General features: G+C 35.6%; 16 protein-coding genes. 11 read left to right on the forward strand and 5 right to left on the reverse strand.

Features of this window, described 5'->3' with window-relative positions; genetic code table 11:
- The first annotated feature begins 135 nt into the window (after positions 1 to 135).
- The 4 genes from CG11_RS19010 (at position 136) to CG11_RS19025 (ending at position 6,597) form a co-directional block, all read left to right on the forward strand.
- Entirely contained in the window at positions 136 to 1,851 is a 1,716-nt protein-coding gene (locus tag CG11_RS19010; protein WP_052598422.1) for a hypothetical protein, read from the forward strand.
- A gap of 147 nt (positions 1,852 to 1,998) precedes the next feature.
- Positions 1,999 to 2,631, forward strand: a complete 633-nt coding sequence (locus CG11_RS19015) for a hypothetical protein (RefSeq protein ID WP_052598423.1) — start codon at positions 1,999 to 2,001, stop codon at positions 2,629 to 2,631.
- 291 nt (positions 2,632 to 2,922) lie between these two features.
- Entirely contained in the window at positions 2,923 to 5,394 is a 2,472-nt protein-coding gene (locus CG11_RS19020; protein WP_052598424.1) for a metallophosphoesterase, read from the forward strand.
- 324 nt (positions 5,395 to 5,718) lie between these two features.
- Positions 5,719 to 6,597 carry a hypothetical protein gene (locus CG11_RS19025; RefSeq protein WP_052598425.1) on the forward strand — a complete coding sequence of 293 codons (879 nt, stop codon included), beginning with the start codon at positions 5,719 to 5,721 and terminating at the stop codon, positions 6,595 to 6,597.
- Positions 6,598 to 6,734: 137 nt separating this feature from the next.
- Here CG11_RS19025 and trxA read toward each other — a convergent pair whose 3' ends face one another.
- The 3 genes from trxA to CG11_RS19040 all read right to left on the reverse strand — a co-directional run bounded on the left by trxA (position 6,735) and on the right by CG11_RS19040 (position 8,887).
- Positions 6,735 to 7,052: a thioredoxin gene (gene trxA, locus CG11_RS19030; protein ID WP_052598426.1), complete on the reverse strand. Its 318-nt coding sequence runs from the start codon at positions 7,050 to 7,052 to the stop codon at positions 6,735 to 6,737.
- Positions 7,053 to 7,227: 175 nt separating this feature from the next.
- Positions 7,228 to 7,776, reverse strand: a complete 549-nt coding sequence (locus CG11_RS19035; RefSeq protein ID WP_052598427.1) for a carboxymuconolactone decarboxylase family protein — start codon at positions 7,774 to 7,776, stop codon at positions 7,228 to 7,230.
- 262 nt (positions 7,777 to 8,038) lie between these two features.
- On the reverse strand, positions 8,039 to 8,887 hold the full coding sequence (locus CG11_RS19040) for an AraC family transcriptional regulator (RefSeq protein ID WP_052598428.1): 849 nt from the start codon (positions 8,885 to 8,887) through the stop codon (positions 8,039 to 8,041).
- A gap of 315 nt (positions 8,888 to 9,202) precedes the next feature.
- Between CG11_RS19040 and CG11_RS19045 the strand changes: the two genes are divergently transcribed.
- Positions 9,203 to 10,642: a sugar transferase gene (locus CG11_RS19045; RefSeq protein WP_052598429.1), complete on the forward strand. Its 1,440-nt coding sequence runs from the start codon at positions 9,203 to 9,205 to the stop codon at positions 10,640 to 10,642.
- A gap of 153 nt (positions 10,643 to 10,795) precedes the next feature.
- On the forward strand, positions 10,796 to 12,100 hold the full coding sequence (gene speE / locus CG11_RS19050) for a polyamine aminopropyltransferase (RefSeq protein ID WP_052598430.1): 1,305 nt from the start codon (positions 10,796 to 10,798) through the stop codon (positions 12,098 to 12,100).
- 100 nt (positions 12,101 to 12,200) lie between these two features.
- Here speE and yidC read toward each other — a convergent pair whose 3' ends face one another.
- Entirely contained in the window at positions 12,201 to 14,165 is a 1,965-nt protein-coding gene (yidC, locus tag CG11_RS19055) for a membrane protein insertase YidC (RefSeq protein WP_052598431.1), read from the reverse strand.
- A 274-nt stretch (positions 14,166 to 14,439) separates the two neighbouring features.
- Between yidC and CG11_RS19060 the strand changes: the two genes are divergently transcribed.
- Positions 14,440 to 15,627 carry a HAMP domain-containing sensor histidine kinase gene (locus tag CG11_RS19060; protein WP_052598432.1) on the forward strand — a complete coding sequence of 396 codons (1,188 nt, stop codon included), beginning with the start codon at positions 14,440 to 14,442 and terminating at the stop codon, positions 15,625 to 15,627.
- 377 nt (positions 15,628 to 16,004) lie between these two features.
- Positions 16,005 to 18,503, forward strand: coding sequence for a TonB-dependent siderophore receptor (locus CG11_RS30855; RefSeq protein ID WP_052598433.1), 2,499 nt, complete (start codon positions 16,005 to 16,007; stop codon positions 18,501 to 18,503).
- A 114-nt stretch (positions 18,504 to 18,617) separates the two neighbouring features.
- Here CG11_RS30855 and CG11_RS19070 read toward each other — a convergent pair whose 3' ends face one another.
- The gene (locus CG11_RS19070; protein WP_052598434.1) at positions 18,618 to 19,145 is read right to left on the reverse strand and encodes a hypothetical protein; all 528 of its coding nucleotides are present in this window, start codon (positions 19,143 to 19,145) and stop codon (positions 18,618 to 18,620) included.
- A 431-nt stretch (positions 19,146 to 19,576) separates the two neighbouring features.
- On the opposite strand from CG11_RS19070, the gene CG11_RS19075 reads away from it, so the two are divergent.
- The 3 genes from CG11_RS19075 to CG11_RS19085 all read left to right on the forward strand — a co-directional run bounded on the left by CG11_RS19075 (position 19,577) and on the right by CG11_RS19085 (position 22,181).
- A complete protein-coding gene (locus tag CG11_RS19075; RefSeq protein ID WP_052598435.1) occupies positions 19,577 to 19,888 on the forward strand; it encodes a hypothetical protein in 312 nt (103 codons plus the stop codon).
- 5 nt (positions 19,889 to 19,893) lie between these two features.
- The gene (locus CG11_RS19080; protein ID WP_156039833.1) at positions 19,894 to 20,388 is read left to right on the forward strand and encodes a hypothetical protein; all 495 of its coding nucleotides are present in this window, start codon (positions 19,894 to 19,896) and stop codon (positions 20,386 to 20,388) included.
- 200 nt (positions 20,389 to 20,588) lie between these two features.
- On the forward strand, positions 20,589 to 22,181 hold the full coding sequence (locus CG11_RS19085) for a zinc-dependent metalloprotease (RefSeq protein ID WP_052598437.1): 1,593 nt from the start codon (positions 20,589 to 20,591) through the stop codon (positions 22,179 to 22,181).
- Positions 22,182 to 22,243 lie beyond the last annotated feature (62 nt).

The following is a 22,243-nucleotide window of genomic DNA, read 5'->3' on the forward strand; positions in this document are numbered from 1 at the left end:
ATTGAAATTGATAACCATCAAGTTTCTTTTTCTCGTTTGCTTGTGAAGTTGTTTTTGGAAAATGCGCAGCATATGCCCAAACAGCTTTATAGATAAAAATAAAAGTCTAATCTTTTGAGCTTTAAAATTAGAATAATGAATAATATAAATAGAGTAATTTTATGGTGCTTATTGTTGGCATTTTGTCAAATCGGGACAGCACAGATTATAGATGACACTCAGACAGAATTTCTGAAACCATTTCGTGCAAAATTGGCAAAAAGCAAAAAGTTTGAGGCAGCTCCTTTATTGCCCAAACTGGATACTAATGCCAATAAAAAATTGAATTATGTTGTCCCGACACATTTGTCAACATTAGCTTATCCTGCGCCTGTCATTCGCCCTTTGGCAATGCCTAAAGCTAAGGATGCACCAGTGTATAGTTTTTATGCAAAAGCTGGATTTGGTTATCCTTTGTCTCCTTTGGTAGAATTATCTTATTATAATAAAGATATCAACAACTTGAAGTTTGGCTTGAATGCTCGACACCATTCTGTTATTCAAGGATATTTGCCCAATCAAAGTTTTACTAAGACGCATTTTGATGCGAATGCGACCTATTTTACTCAAAAAAATCTAGCTGTTGGAGCTCGTTTTGAGTTTAATTTTAACACCAATCGCTTTTATGGATTTACAGATTCAATAGAGACAATTACGATTAGTGAGGATAGTATGCGTCAGCGTTTTGTAGATGTAAAAGGAAATATTAATTTATTTAATAGCACAATTAATAAGGCAAATTTCAATTATCGTGGAGATATTGATTTTTATAGCTATAGCGATGCTTTTGGTTCTAGCGAGTTTAGTTTGACTCCTAATATAATGATAGAGAAGTGGTTTGGAAAAAGTAAAAATAGGCATCCTTTGCGTTTGAATGTCGGTCTCAATTATTTGTCCTTTGATGATGTTCCTATTACAATTGACAGCACAACAACAACAGCTACAAAAAGTATTTTCTTATTTTATTTTCATCCAACCTTTACCGTTAATGCTGGAGACTTCAAAGCTCGTTTAGGGGTGAATTTAGGTGTTAATGAAGGTAATTTCTTTATTCATCCAGATGTTGAATTGTCTTATTCTATTGCAGAAGGTGCTTTTATTCCTTACGCAGGCGCAGTCGGACAAGTACGCCAAAACAGCTTCCGTTCTTTGACTTACTACAATCGATTTTTGGTTTCCAATCCAGAATTGCATCACACCAATTATTTGGAATTGTTTGGTGGTTTAAAAGGTTCTATCAAAAAGATAGGTTACGATGTTAAAGCAGGTTATGCGATTACTCAAAACTTGCCTTATTTCTTGAACGATACTTCTGATAGCTTGGCTCAGTTTTCTAGATTCCGACCAGTATACGATACCACAGGAATCGTCTTTGTGAGAGGAACACTGGATTTCAGACTATTAAAAGATTTGGTTGTTGGAGGAACAATAGGTTATAATATTTATAATACAAAAAATTACGAAAAAGCATTTCATTTGCCTACATTCGAGAGTAATTTCTTTATTACTTATAATATGTATTTTAATGGAAAAAAATCAAAACCGAAAAAGGGTGGACGTAGAGATAGTAACTACTTGTCACTCAAAGCGGAGTTGTTTGTAAATGCAGGAGTACCTTATTTGGATGAGACCAATACCGTAAAAGTACTACAAGGCTTGTACGATTTTAGTTTTAACATTCGTTATCAAGTTTCTCCTAATTTTGCGCTTTTTGCAGATTTAAATAATATTATACACAATCAAAATCAACGCTGGTACTTGTATCGACAATTAGGATTTAATGGTATGGTTGGCTTAGAACTGAAGTTCTAATTAAAAAGCAAACGCCCTCTACTAAAAATACAAACGCATGTAAGTCCTAAGATTTGCATGCGTTTTTTTCGGAATACCGCCTATTAACAATAGTTAGCAGCGTAGCTAACTACTATATTAATAGATTATCACACAAGGAATAAAATAATGAAGCAAACCATTTATTTCCTGACTTTCTTTTTTTTAATAATGCACACCGCATTGGAGAGCACAGCACAAGAATGGAAAAAAACAGAATTCAGCAAGGGAGATACTTTAGTGCATATAGAGCTTTATGTAGACGAAAAAGGAAAACCTATCGCTGATTCTTTAGGAACCCATAAAATCGTTTCGGAGTATAAGAATTATTATTTGTTAAAATCAGAGCGATTTGGTTTAGATGGTGCCCGAACGGAAGATCATCGAGGAGTCCACCAGCAGGTTATTTTTTTGAAAAAGTTTTTCAAGTTTTATGATAAAGAAGGCAATCCATTGCAATGGGTAAAAGAACCTTATGCTTATGAGCAAAGCAATGCGACTTATTGTATTTTTAAATACAATAAACACAGCGATTTATTGGAAGTCTGTTTTTATAAAGATGATGTGCTAGAAAAAGGAACGGCAGGGGTATATGTTCGGAAGCGAACGGATGCGGTAGAATCCTACAAAGGCATGATTCATAAATATCAATACAAATATTCTCGCAATCGCAATACAATTAGAGAATATACCTACAACATACGAGGCGACTTTGTTGAGATGAGGATTCTAAAACGAAAACGAACTAAGAAAAAAGGGTAATCAACGACCACGAAGTAGCAGCATAGCTAACTACTAGTAGTTAATAAGATGGTATAAAATATTGGGGATTGATGTTACTTTATTTGTCATTTGTCCGTTTTAGAGGAAAAACGTCCGTTTTGGATGTTTTTAAGAAAGAAGCATTCACAAAATATCCTCAATGTCCGTTTTTGAACCAAATCTGTCCGTTTTATATACAAAAAATAAGAGTTATTTGGATCAATAGTTAGCTGCGCTGCTAACTACTATTGGATAATAATATATTTTTTATCACACGAATAAATAACTCAAATGAAAAACCTACCGATTTTTACCGTTAGAAATCCAGAACTTTCCCGTTGGCAATCTTTTGTAGAGAAAGCCCTAAAAGAGAAGCACCCTAATTTATCTCTGGGTGAGATTCGAAATTTACCAGAGTTGCAAGGTTGTTGGTTGCATGTAAAACAAGCTATGGAAGGGAGCACCCCAAAAGCTATTGATGGAGATTTTGATACGAACAACATCGAACATCATGCTTATGCTTCGGCTTTCTTTTTTAACGCTGCCAAGGAAGCTAGTAAAGCTAAAAACACCACTAATCTTAGTACAAGTATAGATACTTGGCCTTATAGTACGGCTGAATGGTGGCAGTGGTTGGGGCAGTCGATTTACTCAGGCTATTTGTCTTGGGATTATCTAACAGGCAACTGGATGTATCGAGATTACGAAAAAGAAGGAAATGGAAATATTAATTATAGTGTGATTGACTGGAAGTTGCCATCTGACTCCAAAGTTGCATTGATTGGAGATTGGGGAACTGGTAATACCGATGCGCATGAATTTTTAAGAGCACTACTTGCCAAGGAAGAAATAGACTGTATCATTCACTTAGGAGATATTTACTATACAGGAACAGAGGATGAATGCACCAATTATTTTTTAAATGTTATTCGTCAAGAAATTGGGAGCCAAGTGCCTGTCTTTACGATTCCTGGCAATCACGAGTATTATTCTTTTGGGCATGGATTCTATGGTCTTATTGATACCATTAACAATGGGATTCCCATTAGTAATACTAGACAAGCAGCGAGTTATTTTTGTTTGAGAACAGATAATGACGAGTATCAATTTCTGGGATTGGATACAGGATATAATGATCACAGCGCTTGGGATACTAATTTTACACCACCAGCACCAGCACTCAAAAGTAGCAACGATTATAAATGGGCAATCGATAAAATCAAAAACTTTCGAGGTAAGACGATTTTATTGTCCCATCATCAGCTATTTTCGCGTACTGGAGATATGAATTCGGATCAATATGGCGATAGTTATGCGAATCCACACTTATACAAGCATTTTTCCCCTTTCTTTCACAATAAAATTGCCACTTGGTTTTGGGGGCATGAGCATAGTTTTGCTTTGTTTAAAAATGGCGCTTTTGGGTTGAACCAAGGCCGCTTAGTTGGGAGCAGTTCTTATGAAGAAGCGACTACGGACAATCCTTATGCTAACAATTATCCAATGGTTCCTTATAGCGATGCCAATACATTTTTAGCAACAAATCCTGCTTATAATAATGACCATGATGCTAATTATTATTACCCACACGTAGGAGCAATTATTACAATGAGAACCAATAACAACCCTAAGGTAGACTATTATCGTTATCCTTCTTGGGAAAATGGTCATGCGCCTAGCAATCCTCAACTCACCTTAATTACTTCTGAAATTATTCAAAACCCTACCAAAAGCCCTACTGGAGGATGGAGTGGCAACCACCAAATAAAATCAAGCAATGCTCAGTCAAATAAGGCACCTGCTTTGGCTACGATAGGAGAGGACTTATATATGGTGTATAAGAATACCAACGACCATAAAAACTTATGGTGGGATCAACCTTCCTACGATACTTTATCGGGGAAGATAATAAGCAATCCCTCTATCTTACCAGTGGATATTTCAACAACAGGAAGCGATAAGACTCCAACCACAGACAAACATCCAGCAATGGTTTATTTTGAAGGACAGTTGCATCTTGTATACAAAGACAGTGACAATAGTAATTTGAAATGGTGTGTCTACAATCCTGATACTCACCAATGGACAAAAAATGGAAATCCTAATAGCAGTATGGTCTCTAATAATGGTCCTTCTTTGGCGGTCTTTAATGGGGTGTTGTATTGTTTCTTTTTGAGTACTAGTGACGATGCTACTATTAAATATGCAACATGTAATGGTAGTTCATGGACGTATGAAGGAAGTTTTAAAAAGAATGGTACTGCTGTGGTTTCTCACCATACGGTTTGTCCTGCTGTTGTGGGCAATGCAAGTAATTTGTTTTTAGTGTACGCCCCAAGTAGTTCTTCGTATAATTTAGCCGTGGTTAGAATGGACACCTCAGGAACTGTTTATGATATGGGCAATGTAACCAATAACAATACCTTAAATGACTTTGTTCCACAGACGAGCACGAGCATTTCAGTTTGTGGCGACGACAAATTCTTGCGACTGCTGTATCGAGCACACGACAATGACCATAAAATTAGTTGGGCTACCTTGGACTTAGGCTATTATGATGATTATGATCAATTTATAGCTTATGATTTGAATACCCAAACGCCTACTTGGTCAGGAGGACTGCCTATTGTTTGTCTTAACAATGGAGATATTCCTCAAACATCGGATTTTCCTGGTTATTGCATGAATGATAACTATTCATTTATGGCTTACCCTGGCAATAGTAGTGATCAACTTTGGTCTGCCATTCAAAAAAATTGGTAAGGGACTTCGGATTGGTTATAGAATGTTATCTCTAATTTAGAGCAAGGTCTGTCTACGGTAGTAGATGGACTTTTTATATTTTTTTTGTAAAAAAAATGATAATTACCCAACCTTTTACCCCATTATTCCCATCTTATAAGATAGACGTTTCCCAATTTGCACGTTATAAGATTAAATAACTGTTAGTAATGATCAATAGTTAGCTTCGCTGCTACTAAATGATAACGTAAATAGAATATTAAACTTTTATAAACTACGTCTAAATCGCTTTATCCTTTGCATATACCAAGTAAAAGGATATTTTTGCAAAAAACAAACAACTATATGATTAAGTTTTATCAAGTTTTGGGATTGATGATAGCCCTCTTTTTGGGAGGCTGTATTGAAGATAATAATCCCTCACGTCCTGCTTATGTTTATATTGAAGATATTTTCTTTGAAGCAGACACATCCTTAGGACAAGGTTCTTCGTCTTCTAATATTACGGATGTTTGGGTTAGTGTTGATGGGCAATTATTAGGAACCAACAACTTGCCTGCCTTATTTCCTGTTATTTTGGATGATAATTTTCAGGTAAATAGTGTTCGAATTTCTGCGGGAATTAAAGACAATGGTATTACAAATACGAGAGCGATATATCCTTTTTATGATCCTAATGTAACAACGGTTGATTTAGAATCAGGAAAGATTGATACCTTCCGCCCAACTTTGTATTATCCTTCTAATGCAAATGTTATTATTGTTGAGGACTTTGAAGATCCTAATCAACCTATTTTTACAGATGATTTGGATGGAAACCCCAATACAGAAATGATTACTCAGATGGATGAAGTATTTGAAGGAAATTATTCTGGAGCACTTGTGCTGGATAGTGCCAACTTGGACTGTACGGTAGCTACATCTACGCATTATTATAACCTAAATAACATTTCTGCAACGGCTGTTTATTTAGAAATGAACTTTAAAACCAACACCCCATTTCAAGTAGGATTGGTAGCTCATTATGGTTCTAATGACACAGAAGTATTGTACAAAGGTGGAGTGAATGCAACAACTACTTGGAAGAAAATTTATTTTAACTTGACAGAAGAAGCCTATGGTGCTAATGCGGCAGAATATTCTGTTATTGTTAGAGCCTTGAAAACAGCGGATATCGATCAGCCCCAAATTTATGTGGACAACATAAAATTGTTACACTTCTAGTTGGTTGACATTTGTATGGTCTATTTTACGACCAATTTTAAGGTTTTACCCAAAAGCGGAAATAAAAAAGGTGCCCAGTCATAGCAATGACTTACAAGCACCTTTTACGCTGTATTTAGTCGATAAAAACTTTTAATCTATTTACTATAAGTTGCGAATCTTGATTGTAGAGCAGCTTCTGATTGGAACCCAACAAGTTTTTCTTTCACTACCTTGTTTTGAATAAAGAACAAGGCAGGAATACTGCGTACATTTAATTTGCTCGCTAAAGCATTGTGTTGATCGATATTGACCTTTGCAACTTCTATTTTGCCATCGTATTGATTGGCTAATTTTTCAACTGTTGGTAATAATGCTTGACAAGGGCCACACCAATCGGCATAGAAGTCCAGTAAAACAGGTTTGTCTTGTTCCATCAAGCGGTTAAAATCTTGAACACTTTTTATTTCTTTCATGATAATATGATTTTTGTTTTGAACAGGTCGTTTATGAATGGGGATAACTGTTTATACAACAAAGATAAGGGAGTAACGATGGACTTTGTTAGGCTATTTTTCCCCACTACTTGGCTAAAAGTCCTTTTCTTGTTAAATCAAGCACTGACAAGTCTTCAATCAATGAATTAACTCCTTAAGCTTTAACAGAATCTAATTCTGGAGCTAGAGGGAAATCAATTGCAAAATCGGCTAAGTTGTGAATGTAATTACTAATGGTTTTGTCGCCAATAACAATAACGGTATCAATCAAATTAGCCTCTGTATAGCCTGCTTCAAAGAATGCTTTTTTTGCGTTTTCATCTGCTTTACCTCTATTGACTACGGTAGATTTTGCAAACTTTACCAAAGCATCTAATTTGGCATCAAAACTGGCACTACCGCCACGAATTTCTATGATTTGAGCTTCAGAGAATCCATGCATTTTGCCTAAAACGGTATGAGCAGACTGGCAATAACGACAGCCATTCACTTGGCTAACAACCAAATTGATAATTTCCCTTTCTTTTGCTTTTAAAGTAGATTTTCGATTTTGTAAAGCTAAGTAATCAGGAAGTGCGGTTTCGCTCTTAGCATAATAAGCATACAAGTTAGGAACGAAACCCAAACTTTTTTGTAGTTGATCAAAAATTGCTTGATTGTTAGCAGATACATCTTCTCTTGTTGGAACTGTGAAGTTTGACATTGTCTTTAAATTTTTTTATGAGATAGAAAGTAGCAAGAAAACTACTGCTTTCCGTTAATTAATTTGATAAGACAAAGATGAGGGAAAAGAAGATGGGATAGTTAGGCTAGTTTTCCTTAGAATTTATCAATTTATCCCTAATGTTGTTTTTATTAATAAAAGCCATGCATCACAATAGTTAGTTGCATGCGATTTTGTGATTGTTGAGAAGAGATTATAGACAATTTAAGATGCTTTTAAGTGAGCTACTGCTTTCTAAAAATTAAAGACTAGGTTTGTTTTCACTAAGGTGCATTTCTCTAAATTCGGAAGGAGAGGAGCCTTCATTCTTCTTGAAAAACCTGCTAAAGGATTGAATATCGTTAAACCCAATCTGGTAACCAATTTCAGAAATAGGCTCATTAGTGTAACTAAGCAATCGTCTAGCTTCTAGCATACGGCGGTTTTTGATTAATTCTAGTGGCGTTCGATGGCTTATTTTTTTGAATAAGTTAGCCAGTGTTTTGGGCGATTTGTTTAGTAATTTAGCATATTCACTAACAGTATGTTTTTCTCTAAAATGCTGCTCAACCAAGAAATTAAACGCTCGTACAACGGTATCGTTGTTGTGTTCGAGTTGGTCAAAATTTTCTTGTGACTTGTAAACTCTAGTGCAAAGAATTAAAATTCTTTTGAGCATCATCTGCAACATTTCTAATTGCAAATTGTCTCTAGATTCCATTTCTATACCCAACATTTTCCAAGCAGTCTCTAATATATCAGCATCTTTATTGGTTAAATTAATAATGGGCAAATTTGAAGAGCCAAAGTAAAGAATTCCCTTACAACCAACTTCGCTATCGTGATTGCTAATGCAATAGAAAGGACGATTGAACCGCAAGAGCTGCAAGCCTTGAATTTGCACAGGCTTGATATTATGAAATTCAGTAGTACAAATAATTTGATTTTTGTTGAATGTATACTGAACGGCATCAATAACTAAAACATTGTTATCAGTATTAAACCATAAAAGGGAAAGCCGTTCGTTGCCTACTTCTTTTAAAAGATAGCAATTTTCTTTTGAAATAGTTACGACTTCAAAATATTCATTGGTACTGCCTATATACTTCATTGCTGATGGTGTTGCTGTCAATTTTTGAAAAACATTGGATGAAAACGGATTAGAGAAAGTAAATTATTAATATTAGATGAATTTTAATTGTTTTTTCTGTAAAAGGAAGGTAAATTTCTAACCATTGGGTTCGATTTATAAAGAAACAAATTTTTAATAGAAAAGAATTTCAGTTTGTTGCAAGCGTCTAGGAATTGTGTAGAATAATACGCTATATTTGAAGAGAGAGGACTTAGAGACTCATTGTTTCGAAAATCGCAATTAATTTTATTACCTTTGTCACGAAAAAAACTATCTGCACAACTTAATTTGGGAATGAAATCTTGGCGACTCCCGCAAGGGGTTTTATTTTATGCTTTTTGTGATTACCTAACTGCCGCATTATCGTGGTTTGTTTTTGTAATCTTTAGAAGAATCATCATAGAAGGTCGACCATTTTCGACCTCGATTTTTCAAGATGATAACTTCTTGTATAGTATGTTGGTTGTGCCAGGGATTTGGTTGATGGTATACATTATTTTTGATAGTTATAGAAATGTATACCGCATGTCTAGATTAACCGAATTTGCAAGAACAATTTTTGCCAGTTTAGCGGGCGGCTTGCTTTTGTTTTTTACCATACTTTTGGATGATTTGGTAAATTATTTAGGAGGATACCATGCATATTATCTTGCTTTTGGTGGTTTGTTGACCATTCACTTCTCTTTGACGGTATTTTCAAGAATGCTTTTGCTAAGTATTGCCAACCAACGGATTCGATCAGGAAAGGTGGCTTTTAATACAATCATAGTAGGACGGCATCCCAAAATAGAGGGCATCTACTCCGAAATTATCAATCGAGAACACCGATTAGGCTACGACATTATTGGTTATGTCTTAACAAAGAAGAAAAAAAATTTATTGCATCCTCTAGCCGAAAAACTACCTGAATTAGGAAATGTAGATAACTTAAATGAACTGGTTTTAAAACATCAAGTAGAAGAGGTGATTTTGGCATTGGAAAAATCAGAACATACCAAGCTCAAAAAAATTATAGGAATTTTGGACCGGCATAGTCATACTGTGCTGGTACGAGCGATACCGCAAATGCGTGAAGTTCTACTTGGTAAAGTAAATATGCCGAATGTACGAGGGGTGGGGCTACTAGAAATCAAAACCCACTTTATTCCTCTTTGGTTGCGTGTTGTCAAACGGTCAATGGATGTAATTGCATCGTTCTTGGTCTTATTGCTTTGTAGCCCTTTGTATCTTTTTGTCGCTATTCGGGTACGGTTGTCTTCCGAAGGACCTATTTTTTACAAACAGGAACGCATCGGACGATATGGAAAACCATTTATGATTTACAAATTTCGTTCTATGTATTTGGATGCGGAAAAGGGAGGTCCTCAACTATCTTCAGATACAGACGATCGTTGTACACCTTGGGGACGTGTCATGCGCAAATACCGTTTGGATGAAATTCCTCAATTTTGGAATGTGCTCAAAGGAGATATGTCCTTGGTTGGACCTCGTCCAGAACGGCAATTTTTTATTGATCAAATCGCTCAAAAAGATCCTAGAGTACACAAACTACACAAAGTACGCCCTGGTATTACCTCTTGGGGACAAGTACAATATGGCTATGCTTCTAATGTAGAAGAAATGATTGAACGCCTAAAATTAGATTTAATATACATAGAAAACTTAACGCTAAGTTTGGATATTAAGATTATGATCCATACCGTTTTAGTTATCCTAAAGGGAAGCGGGAAGTAAAGACTAAAAGATAGACCAAAGTAAGTCTTAAAAAAATAGCCATAAGCATAAAAATTATTAATCTCTAGTGTATATTTGTTGGCTAATTAATTCCTTGGAACTAATTGAGTAATTTTCATAAATTAAATTATTAAATTAAGCTCTTATAAAAGTATGAGTAATGCACTAGGACGACATATTTTAGTCGAATTTTTTGGTTGTTCTTCAACTATTTTGAACGACGTTATTATAATAGAAAAAGCAATGGTAGATGCGGCTAAAGCTGCTGAAGCGACCGTGATTAACTCTACCTTTCATCATTTTTCACCTTATGGTGTTTCTGGTGTTGTTGTTATCCAGGAAAGCCATTTAGCCATTCATGCTTGGCCAGAATATCAGTACGCAGCCGTAGACATTTTTACTTGTGGGGAAGAAGTTGACCCTTGGATTGCCTATGATTTTCTAAAAAAAGCTTTTGAAGCCGATCATGGTTCTTCTATGGAGCTTAATCGAGGGCAAAAGCAACTGTTGAAGCGTATCAATGTTGATTATTTGAGCAAAGATAGAGAGTTAGCAGAAGAGGAATTAAATCCTTTGTTTAAGAGGGATGTATGGTTTACCGATAAGGATGAGAATATAGCCCTTTCTTTACGTCATACTGGAAATTTGTTGTACAACGAAGTTTCTCCTTACCAACGTGTTCGTGTTTTGGAAAGTTATGCTTATGGCAAGACGCTATTGATTGATGATATGGTGATGGCGACAGAGAAAGATGAATTTGTTTATCACGAAATGATTGCGCATGTTCCTGCCTTTATTCACGGCAATCCTAAGAGGGTATTGGTTATAGGTGGCGGAGATGGAGGAACTGTTAGAGAGTTGTTTAAGCATGAGAGTGTAGAGGAAATTGTCATGGTTGAAATTGATGAGAAGGTGGTAGAAGCTTCTAAGTTGCATTTGCCTCAGTTGTCTTGTGAATTTGACAACCCTAAGTTAGATTTGCGTATTCAAGATGGTATCCAATATTTGAAAGAATGCGATGAAGCTCGTTTTGATTTAATTGTAATTGATGGTAGTGACCCAGAGGGACCCGCAGAAGGGTTGTTTAGCCCTGCATTCTACAAAGATGTTTATCGTGCCTTGAAACCAGAAGGTGTTTTAAATTTACAAAGTGAAGGTCCTTTGTTTAATACCGAAGCTTTCTTGGATTTGAATCAGTGTATTGGAGACATTTTTGGAAGAAGCTCTATGGCTTGTTATCTAGCGTATATTTCTACTTATCCGACAGGTATGTGGAGTTTTACCGTAGCACAAAAAGGAAAAGAGTTGGAGTACACCAACTTCAATTTGGCTGATGCAGCTATTTTCTCAGAGCAGCAAAAATTACAATATTATACACCAGAAATACATTATGCTGCTTTTGCTTTGCCTCCATTTGTTCGCACTATGATTGAGGAGCGTAACGCTATTAAGGCTTAAAGTAATAATTTGTACAATTAATACATTTATCGTTATAAACGATAAAAATAAAGGCGAATTGCAATCTGCAATTCGCCTTCTTTATAAAGTACTTATTTATTTATTTCTTGCCTTTTTTCTTTTGGCGTTCCATTTCTTTTTGTTGTTCTGCTAACAACTCCTGATACTTCGCCATGAAGCCTTTTTTGCCACCAGGTTGTTCTTTATAGTTGCGTTTTTTCTCTAGCAACTCTTCTCTAAGCTTATCTTTATTAATCAAAACATTTTTGGTAATAAAGGTTTGTGCAATGTTTAATAAGTTACTGAATAACATATAAGCGGTCAAACCTGCTGCCCAGCTATTCAATGCAAAGAAGAATAAAACAGGGAAGGCAAATTGCATGTATTTCATCATTTTCATATTCGCACCGCCACCTGCTGCTGCGGACATATCCATTTGTTTGCTATTGTACCACAAAAATGCAAACATAGAAAGCATCCACAATAAGGTAAATAAACTAACATGATCGCCATAAATGTCATATATAAATGGAATGTATCCAAAATCCAGAATAGAGTCGTAACTAACCAAATCATCTGCCCATAAGAAACTTTCTTGACGGAAAGAAATAGAAGAAGGGAAGAAACGATACAAAGCAATCCAAATAGGCATGGTCAATAACATTGGCAAACAACCACCTAGAGGATTTAAGCCATATTCTTGGTACATTTTCATTTGAGCCGCTTGCATTCCTGCTGGGTCATCTTTGTACTTAGCGCGCATGGCTTCCATTTCAGGTTTCATAACCCCCATTTTAACCCCATTTAAAATCATCTTATATTGTAGAGGGAACAATGCTAGACGAATTAAAAGTGTTAACAATAGAATAATAATGCCATAATTGGAAATGAACAAGGCAAAGAAATTGAATAATGGGCGAATAACAGAGCGGCTAATAAAGCCAAAAATACTCCATCCAAAAGGTATGATTCGCTCAAATTCATTGCCCATCGTCACCAACTCATTGTAATCGTTAGGACCAATATAAAATTGCATGTCATAAGCCGCAGATTTTTGATCTCTAGTAGCAATCTCAATTTTTGAATCTAAGATTTTAAGAAATTCTTCTTTATCGTCTACTACATAAGCACCCACATTGGCAGATTTGAAGGTTGTTCCTTCTTGTGCAAACAAACTAGCATTAAAGAACTGTTGAGATTGAGAAACCCATTGTACAGGAGCATCTAATTGCTCTTCGTTGGTAGTTCTACAGTCGCAATAATCAAAGCCATCTTCTTTATTTTTGTAATAAACTGTTGTCATGGTCTTTTCGTAATGCGGATTTTTTTCAATCTTACGAACATAAGTGTACCAATCTAACACAATATTTTTATTACGAGGCATTGAGGTATTGATGCCTTCCAAGTTTAATTGATAATCCAACACATAATTATCATTAATGGTATATTTTTGCTCAATGTATTGGCTCTTGTCGTCGGCATAGGCGCGCATTTTCAGTGTATTGCCTTCCAAAATAGGCTCAAAATACAAGTCTCCTGTCGAAATATCTCCTTTAGATGCGCCAGTTAAAGGAATGTAGTAAGAAAATCTATTGTTGGGGTTGTCCATCAAGACAAGAGGCTCCTTGTCGTAAGGATCTTCGGTAGTGTGGTCGTACTGCAAAAAGCCTTTTACCTCCACTTTGGCAATAGAACCACCTTTGGTATTAAAAGTGATTTTTAACTTTTCGTTTTCCAAGGTAGCTTGTTCTTCAGAACCGATTGCTGCTGAGGTGAAAATACCATATTGGTTACCGAGCAAATCTTTTTGTAATTGTTGCTGCACACTATCTTTTTGTTCATCTGTTAGTGTGGTGTCTTTTTGAATTTGTTGAACTTTTAGCTCTGCTTGTTGCTGTTCAGCCTTTGTTAAACTGTCTAAGTATTCTTGTTGGCGAATCGCTTCTGCTTGCTCTTGTTGCTGCTGTTCGATTTCTTCTTTGGTAGGACCTGTTAAGATACTGTATGTTAACCATAAGAGTACCAATAACATAATACCTGTAAACGTAGAATTGTTTGATTTCATTTTAAGTAATGCGTTCTAACCGTTTATTTTATTATAAAATATCATCTTTCATTTGAGAGTGCAAAGATAAGTAAAAAACAAAGTTATTCAAACGATTGTAAGAATTGTACTTTCCCTATCAACCTTTTATTCGTAGGCATAGTTCCACTTTAATTTTTTCCTAGTCGATAATAATCTTACCTTTGTCTGAATTAGTGGGCGTTGTGTGTATTAAATTTAGGGGTATAATAAAATATAGTCCACTTATCCATCATTCATTTTTTATATACAATCAATGAAGAAACCTAAACTATACGAACGTACTAGATGGCGATTTGCCTTAATCATTATAGCTTTAATAGTGGTCGCCACTTCTATTTTGTATACCAATACGGTTGTGTATCAACTGAAATTGGATGAAGAAAAGCGTGTGAAATTGTGGTTTGATGCTCAAAAGGCTATGTTTGATGTAACAACACAAGAAGACGAATTTTGTGATTTTAGTCTTAATTTGAGTATTATAGAAAGTAATTCTGATATTCCGATTATTCTGACCGATGAGCATTACAGAATTATGGATGTGATGAATTATGAGGATAAAGATGCAATAAAAGATACGGCTTATTTTAATAAGGAGATTGCTTACTTAAAAAAGCATCAAAAACCTTTGGTTATAGAAGATGACGTGATCAAAAACTATTTGTTTTATAGGCAATCTACTTTAATTACTAGTCTAGAATGGTTTCCTTATTTTCAATTTGCTTTGTTGGGAGTGTTGTTAATGCTTTCTTATTTTACCTTTAGTTTCAATCGACAAGCCGAACAAGAGCGGGTATGGGTTGGTATGGCAAAAGAGACCGCTCATCAATTGGGAACGCCTCTAACTTCTTTAATGGGGTGGATTCAGAATATTAATATGATGTATCCAGATGATGAAGACCTATTGATGATCGCTGAAGAAATGAATACAGATGTAGAGTTGTTAAAACTGGTTGCTGATCGTTTTTCCAAGATTGGTGCCGTTCCTAAACTAGAACCTATCAATGTTTATGATAATTTGAACAAACATCTTCAATATGTCCAGCAGCGAGCTTCTAGAAAAATCACCTTTGATTTTCCTGATCCGACCAAGCACGCCGCTTTAATGGTTAATATTAACCCTTTGCTATTTGATTGGGTGGTAGAAAACTTATTAAAAAATGCCTTAGATGCTTTGGAAGGCAAAGGTCAAATAGAAGCAAGGGTAATTGATGGCGAATATTTTGTACACATTGATATTTCAGATACAGGAAAAGGAATTCCCAAACGCAGCTTTAAATCAGTTTTTCAGCCAGGCTATTCTACCAAAAAGCGAGGCTGGGGCTTAGGTTTGTCTTTATGCAAAAGAATTGTTGAGAAATACCATAATGGTAAAATTTTTGTGCTGAAATCTACCGAAGGAAAAGGAACGACTTTTCGAATTCAATTACCTCAAATAAAATAGCCTTTATTACAAAAAAAATCTTAATAAAATCTGTACAAAAAACTCAAATAACAAAAAAAAATAGTGTCCTTTGGTAGTTTGTTGAAACCACGCAGTAGCAGCGCAGCTAATATGAATGTACTTTTTTATCTTTTGAGTAAAAAGTAAACAACTAAGCGATAGCGATCTCCTAAAATAATCAACAATCAATGTCATAACAGTGTAGTTAACTACAATTAATAAATTAGATCAAATGTTCATGGTGTGAAAACTGTGGTTGTTACAGTACTAGATTACTTACTAGGTTAATGAGTATGGCTCTTTGTTCATCATTCCCCCAATTAAATATTCAATAACACTTTGCAGAAATTGAGTTATCAAACGTTATTAAAACTATTATGCTGAAATTTTTTACGTTCTTTTTTACACTTTTTGTTCTACAAACATCTCTTAAAGCCCAATATACAGATACCATTCGTGTGATTGATGAAGATGGATTTCCTGTTATTAATGCCTCTGTTTTTATTGTTGATAAGATTGATAATGTCTATGAAATTGATTCTGCAAGCCAACAATTAACGGACATTGATGGGAAGGCAATTTTTAGAGATATAGGGTATGATAATCGTGTTCATATTGCCAGCATACAACATCGAGAAACTACTTTGAGTATTCACGATATTCGTGCAAATAATTTGGAGGTTGTTCTTGAATCAGGGTATCTGACTATGATTCAGGTAATCGGGAAAGGGACAACGAATGAGAAAATTCCGCTTTCTGAAATTCCGAATAAAGTGACTGTAATTGACCGTAAAGATATAGAATTGTACAATCCGCAAACTTCTGCCGACGCTCTAGCGCAAAGTGGGGATGTATTTGTACAAAAAAGCCAAATGGGAGGAGGAAGCCCAATTATTAGAGGCTTTGAAGCAAACAAAGTTTTATTGGTAATTGATGGGGTGAGAATGAATAATGCTATTTATAGAAGTGGTCACTTGCAAAATGCAATTACAATAGATAATGCAGCAATTGAGCGAGTAGAAGTGCATCATGGTCCTGGCTCTGTGATGTATGGAAGTGATGCCTTGGGTGGGGTAATGCATTTTTATACCAAAACGCCCCGTTTGCGTTCTAAGGATTTAAAGCCAATGGATGCCAATGTGTATACTCGTTTTTCCACAGCTAATTATGAAGCAACGGTACACGCCGATGTAAATGTGGGCAGCGAAAAAATAGCTTCTTATACTAGTGTGACGTATTCTGCTTTCCAAGATTTACGAGCAGGACGTTTGAAGAGTAGCCCTAATATGACACTGAACTGGAACCGCTATTTTTATGCAACTAGAAACGACAGTGCAGATATTGTGGAAGTCAATGAGAATCCTAATGTACAGGTTGGAACTCGCTATTCGCAATTAGACGCTATTCAAAAAATTCGTTTTAAACCCAAGCAAGGACTAGAGTTTTTGTTCAATTTGCAGTATTCTACCAGTAGTAATATTCCTCGTTATGACCAATTGACGGAAGGAGATGTGACAATTGCCAATGGTCAAATTACAGAACAAACATTTAAATATTCAGAATGGTTTTATGGTCCTCAACAGCGTTTGTTTGGAGCATTAACAGCCAAGATTGACAACGACAATATTGCTTTGTTTAGCCAAGCGAATATTACAGCAGCGTACCAGAAAATTGACGAAGATAGAATCACTAGAAAATTTGATGATCCATTGAGAAGGATACAACAAGAGGATGTTCATGTTTTGACGTTAAATGCAGATTTTATCAAAAAAATTGGCAAAAAAAATAAGCCCAAATCTAAACTATTGTATGGTGTAGAAGCAACGCATAATATTGTTCAGTCTAGAATTAAAACACAAAATATTTTGACGGGAGAATTGTCTAATAGAGGTATAGGAACTCGTTATCCAGATGGAGGAAGTTTTATGACAACAGCAGGGCTTTATGCAAGTTATAAGTTAAAACTAGGAGAAAAAGCCAATGTTATAGGAGGGGTAAGGTATGTGTTTTCTTATACTTCGGCTAATTTTTTAGATACCGTTTTGTATAGTTTGCCTTATAGCACCATTGTTGCTTCGAACCATGCCGTGACAGGGAGTTTGGCTTTGGCTTGGGATATGGGAAAGCAATTTCAGTTTAATACTGCATTTTCTTCCTCTTTTAGAACTCCTAATATTGATGATAATGGAAAAATTCGAGCGAAAGGAGATAATATAACCATTCCTAATCCATCCATAAAACCAGAGCAAGCACTGAACTTTGAGGCAACACTTGGCAAGCAGTTTAAACAGAAAGCTTGGTTAGGGGCAACGTTTTTTTATACGCATATTTTTGATGCTATTTTGCAAGAACCTTATAGTTTGAATGGTGTAGATTCTATGTATTATGATGGCTCTTTTAGAAGTATTTATTCTAATATTAATGCAGGGCAAGCAACCATATGGGGACTTAGTGCTAATTTGAAAGTAGAGTTTACGGAGAATATTTTTATGAAAATGGGCGTAAATTATACAGAAGGAAGAGAATTAGAAACGGGGATAGAGCCTCAACCTTTAGCACATATACCACCTTTGTATGGGCAATTTGAGTTGGGCTACAAGCGCAAAATATTCCAGACGCGTTTCAACATTCGATTTAATGGAGCTAAGGAACTAAAAGATTATTCTAATGATAGTTCTGAAAACTTGGATAAAGCATTGCCAGAAGGAACACCTGCTTGGTTTACCGTAAATATTTATGCAAGTTTCCGTTTGCACAAATTCTTCTCGATCAATTTGGGGCTAGAAAATTTGTTAGACTGGCATTATCGCCCTTATGGTTCTGGTGTTTCTGCGCCTGGTATGAATGTTATTGTAACTTTAAGAGGGCATTTTTAGAAATTATATCGCTTCGTGTTTTCTGTGCTAAGTTTGTGTTTTCACGATCCGCAGAAATCACCAATGATCTATTGGTTGTTAACTGAGCAGCACTCACAAAGTAATTATCTTATGTTAAACATACTTGGATGGATAAGCTTTGAGTAGGGCTATAAATGAAAACATTGTAAAATACATGCCACTAATGCCGTAACCTAGTAGGTAGGTGTCAACACCATAATAAGCATCGTCTGTACAATTGGATAGATTGCAGTCTGCATCAGGGAGACATTGTATTTTCAAAGTAGCATAGGCCAATAAAAATAAACCAAGACTCAAAGCAAAGCCTATTTTTGAGAAAAGTCTAACAGATGGCAGTTGGTAAACCGTGTAATTGGTATCGACCAAAGTACTGTCTAACAATTTATCATTGGATGTTGTTTTTTGGATACTAGAAAGCTCAGAAAACTTAAATAAAAATAAGGTGCAAAACAATAAGAAGAAAATTGAGAAGCCCAAACTGATGACGATATAAGCGTCGTGATTTAAAATAGAATAACTGCATTCACACCCCCAATTATAACAGTCTTGATAGCTTAAACACCATGTTGTGGCAAATAGTATGATGACTGCTCCCAAACCTAAAAAAGATAAAGCTTTCATAGCCTTTAGTTTACATGTTTTATAGAGAATTTTTTATCAATAGTTTGTTGAAACTAGATCGTAGCAGCATCGTTAATTACTACCTATAACTTACAATAGTTCGTTGAAACCACGCAGTAGCAGCGAAGCTAAACTTTATTGGGTTGATAATTAGTAAGTTGTGTCTTTGTTGTGTTTTGTGTTAAAATTTTGATTATCAACTGCGCAGCACTCATGAAGTACCACGAAGTAGCAGCGAAGCTAACTAAAAGCGCAGCGCTCACGAAGTAAACTAATATAAATGTGCTTTTTTATCTTTTGGGTAAAAAAGTAAAAAACTAAGCTTGCGCCCTCATGAGCGTAGCGAACTAATCAACGACCACGAAGTAGCAGCGTAGCTAACTACTAAACTTAGTATCAATACACTTTTATCAAAATAGAACAAAAACGGGATGTTGCAAAAAATACTTTTAATACTTTTTTCTGCTTTAGCTTTGACAGGAGTGGGGCAGGTAGCAAAAGCACTTCCAAATGGGCATGCGCACAATGATTATGAAAAAAAATGGCCTGCTTTTAAAACGGCACTGTCAAAAGGGTTTGTAAGTTTAGAAATAGATGTATTCCCTTATAAAAATCAACTAAAAGTGGCACACATAGATTTTTTCTTAAATGTAGCTCCTGAATTAGAAGCATTGTATTTTAAGCCATTGGAGGAGTGGTTGTCAAAAAAGGAAAATTGTTTGAGGATAGTACACAACGGTTAATATTTATGATTGATATAAAACGATCATCTTCCAAAAGTTATGCCTTATTAAGAACATTATGTATGCGATACAAACATTTGATAACCCATTACTATCCCGACAAAGATTCTGTTTCCTATGGAGTTTTAGACATATTATTGTCAGGAAATAAACCCTATGAGCAGGTCTTAAGGGACTCGGTACGATATATGTTGATTGATGGAGGGTTAGAGGATATTAACGATTCTATCCGAACGGCAGCCATTGCCCCTCGTGTCAGTGGGCGTTATGCCAGTGTGTTTTCTTGGCGAGGAAAAGGGGAGATGCCCCCCAAAGAATTGACGCGTTTGCGAAAGATTGTAGCAACAGCACATGCCGATAATCGAAAAGTTCGTTTTTGGGGAATGCCCAATAAGCCTGTTGTCTGGAAACTATTATTGGATGAAGGGGTAGATTGGATGAATGTAGATGCTTTGGAAGCTTATCGTTTGTTTTATCAAGAGTATCAACAAAAAGAATAATTTAATCCTCATCTCTAGAGAATACTTTTCTTTGGTCTTTTTTGTTTTTTTACCAATTTATAACACGTTTTGAAAAAAAAAAAGAAACATTATGAGGATGAACTGGTTATAATCTTTAATTTTGAGCGTACAAAAATAATTACAACTAAGTGTTTACTTGCAAAAAAAGCACTTTACTATTCAACAAAACAAAGTCAAATATGAACTTGAAAAAATTAGCACTGTTTGTTACCCTGTTTATTCCATTTTTAATGAATGCCCAATCCCCCAGCACTTCTTCTAATGATGGTTTTAAATGTGGTATCAGCGAACAATCAGCCGCTTTGATCAAGCAGCGTTTAATGGCCAACCGTCAGTTGTTTACTAGACAAGAGGTCGAAGATTTAGTCACTAAACGCACAACGACTTATATTCCAGTAACCATACATAATGTAGCGGGGAATTCAAGTGGTCTGGGTAAAACTAGTGAGCAAACTATTTTAGCTTTTTTATGTGGTTTGAATGCCATCTATGCAAGCCAAAATGTCCAATTTTTTATGCATGGACCTATTCGCAATAGAATAAGTAATAATATTTATAACAATGCAGGAACCTCTACTTCTCGTTTTCAAATGTTGAGTTATAGAGTTCCGAATACCTTAAACTTAATTATAGGTGCGTCTATCAATAATCCTAGAGCAAGTTGGTATGATACACAAGGTGATTTTGTCTTTTTGTTACAACAAATGTTGACTAGTGCTGCCAAAACAGAGGCGCATGAAATTGGACATTTCTTTACTTTACCACACACTTTCTATGGTTGGGAAAATAGCACGGTTACAAGTATATATCCTTCTGGAACACTACCATCTTGTACTGTTAATCCAAGTGGTTTTTATTCTTTTGCTCCTGAACGTGTAGCTCGTACAGGACCAAGAGCCAATTGTCAAACAGCAGGAGATGGCTTTTGTGATACGCCAGCAGATTATTTTTCAGATCGGTTAAATTGCCCTTTCCCAGCATTCAATGATTGTGATACAGTTCCATTGAATCCAGACGAAAGCAATATTATGTCTTATGCTTATGATGCTTGTGTGAATAGCTTTTCAGCAGAACAAGAAGCTGCCATTGCAATGGATATAGCTGCTCGTACATGGGTAACAAATACGCCACCAACAACTACCGATGTAACGACATCGACAACTCCTGTGTCTCCTTTGGATGGAGCGCAATTAGGGGATATCAATGACCCAACAGTATTGTTAGAATGGAATCCTGTGCCAGGAGCAACAATGTATTATGTAGAAGTATATGGAACACAATTTCCTGGTCTTTGGTTGCCTAATACAAATGATCCTATATACAAAGGGATTGTTAATTCTGCCACACCACAGTTGAATTTGCCAACAACTAATTTGACAGCAGGAAGTCGTTATGCTTGGCGTGTAAAAGGGTTTAATTCTCTTTCTACTTGTGGACCTATGTCTGCATATGCTGACTTTGAAGCAACAACAGGAGTAACTACATCTATCAAGGATTTGCCAATTGGGAAGCAAATGTCATTTACAGTTAACTCCAATCCAATTACAACTTCGTCTATTGCTTTGTCAATTTATTCAGCGGAAGATGTTGTTGGGTCTATCAAAATCTATAGCGTCGATGGTAGAGAAGCCTTGACTTGGAACAAACAAGATATTAGCAAAGGTTCTAGCATTATTCAATTGCCTGCTGATGGTTTGGAAAATGGACTATATGTTGCTGTTTTAATTACTGAAAGAGGACAATTGCAACAAAAAATTATCATACAACGATAATTAATAGTCAATTATTTTGATAAAAAGAGGAAAGATTTCAAGAGAGGTCTTTCCTTTTTTCG

Source organism: Aureispira sp. CCB-QB1 (assembly GCF_000724545.1).
Taxonomy (GTDB): Bacteria; Bacteroidota; Bacteroidia; order Chitinophagales; family Saprospiraceae; genus Aureispira.

Coding starts and splice junctions, on each gene's coding strand:
- CG11_RS19010 (WP_052598422.1), top strand. CDS start 136: ATGAATAATATAAATAGAGTAATTTTATGGTGCTTATTGTTGGCATTT.
- CG11_RS19015 (WP_052598423.1), top strand. CDS start 1,999: ATGAAGCAAACCATTTATTTCCTGACTTTCTTTTTTTTAATAATGCAC.
- CG11_RS19020 (WP_052598424.1), top strand. CDS start 2,923: ATGAAAAACCTACCGATTTTTACCGTTAGAAATCCAGAACTTTCCCGT.
- CG11_RS19025 (WP_052598425.1), top strand. CDS start 5,719: ATGATTAAGTTTTATCAAGTTTTGGGATTGATGATAGCCCTCTTTTTG.
- trxA (WP_052598426.1), bottom strand. CDS start 7,052: ATGAAAGAAATAAAAAGTGTTCAAGATTTTAACCGCTTGATGGAACAA.
- CG11_RS19035 (WP_052598427.1), bottom strand. CDS start 7,776: ATGTCAAACTTCACAGTTCCAACAAGAGAAGATGTATCTGCTAACAAT.
- CG11_RS19040 (WP_052598428.1), bottom strand. CDS start 8,887: ATGAAGTATATAGGCAGTACCAATGAATATTTTGAAGTCGTAACTATT.
- CG11_RS19045 (WP_052598429.1), top strand. CDS start 9,203: ATGAAATCTTGGCGACTCCCGCAAGGGGTTTTATTTTATGCTTTTTGT.
- speE (WP_052598430.1), top strand. CDS start 10,796: ATGAGTAATGCACTAGGACGACATATTTTAGTCGAATTTTTTGGTTGT.
- yidC (WP_052598431.1), bottom strand. CDS start 14,165: ATGAAATCAAACAATTCTACGTTTACAGGTATTATGTTATTGGTACTC.
- CG11_RS19060 (WP_052598432.1), top strand. CDS start 14,440: ATGAAGAAACCTAAACTATACGAACGTACTAGATGGCGATTTGCCTTA.
- CG11_RS30855 (WP_052598433.1), top strand. CDS start 16,005: ATGCTGAAATTTTTTACGTTCTTTTTTACACTTTTTGTTCTACAAACA.
- CG11_RS19070 (WP_052598434.1), bottom strand. CDS start 19,145: ATGAAAGCTTTATCTTTTTTAGGTTTGGGAGCAGTCATCATACTATTT.
- CG11_RS19075 (WP_052598435.1), top strand. CDS start 19,577: ATGTTGCAAAAAATACTTTTAATACTTTTTTCTGCTTTAGCTTTGACA.
- CG11_RS19080 (WP_156039833.1), top strand. CDS start 19,894: ATGATTGATATAAAACGATCATCTTCCAAAAGTTATGCCTTATTAAGA.
- CG11_RS19085 (WP_052598437.1), top strand. CDS start 20,589: ATGAACTTGAAAAAATTAGCACTGTTTGTTACCCTGTTTATTCCATTT.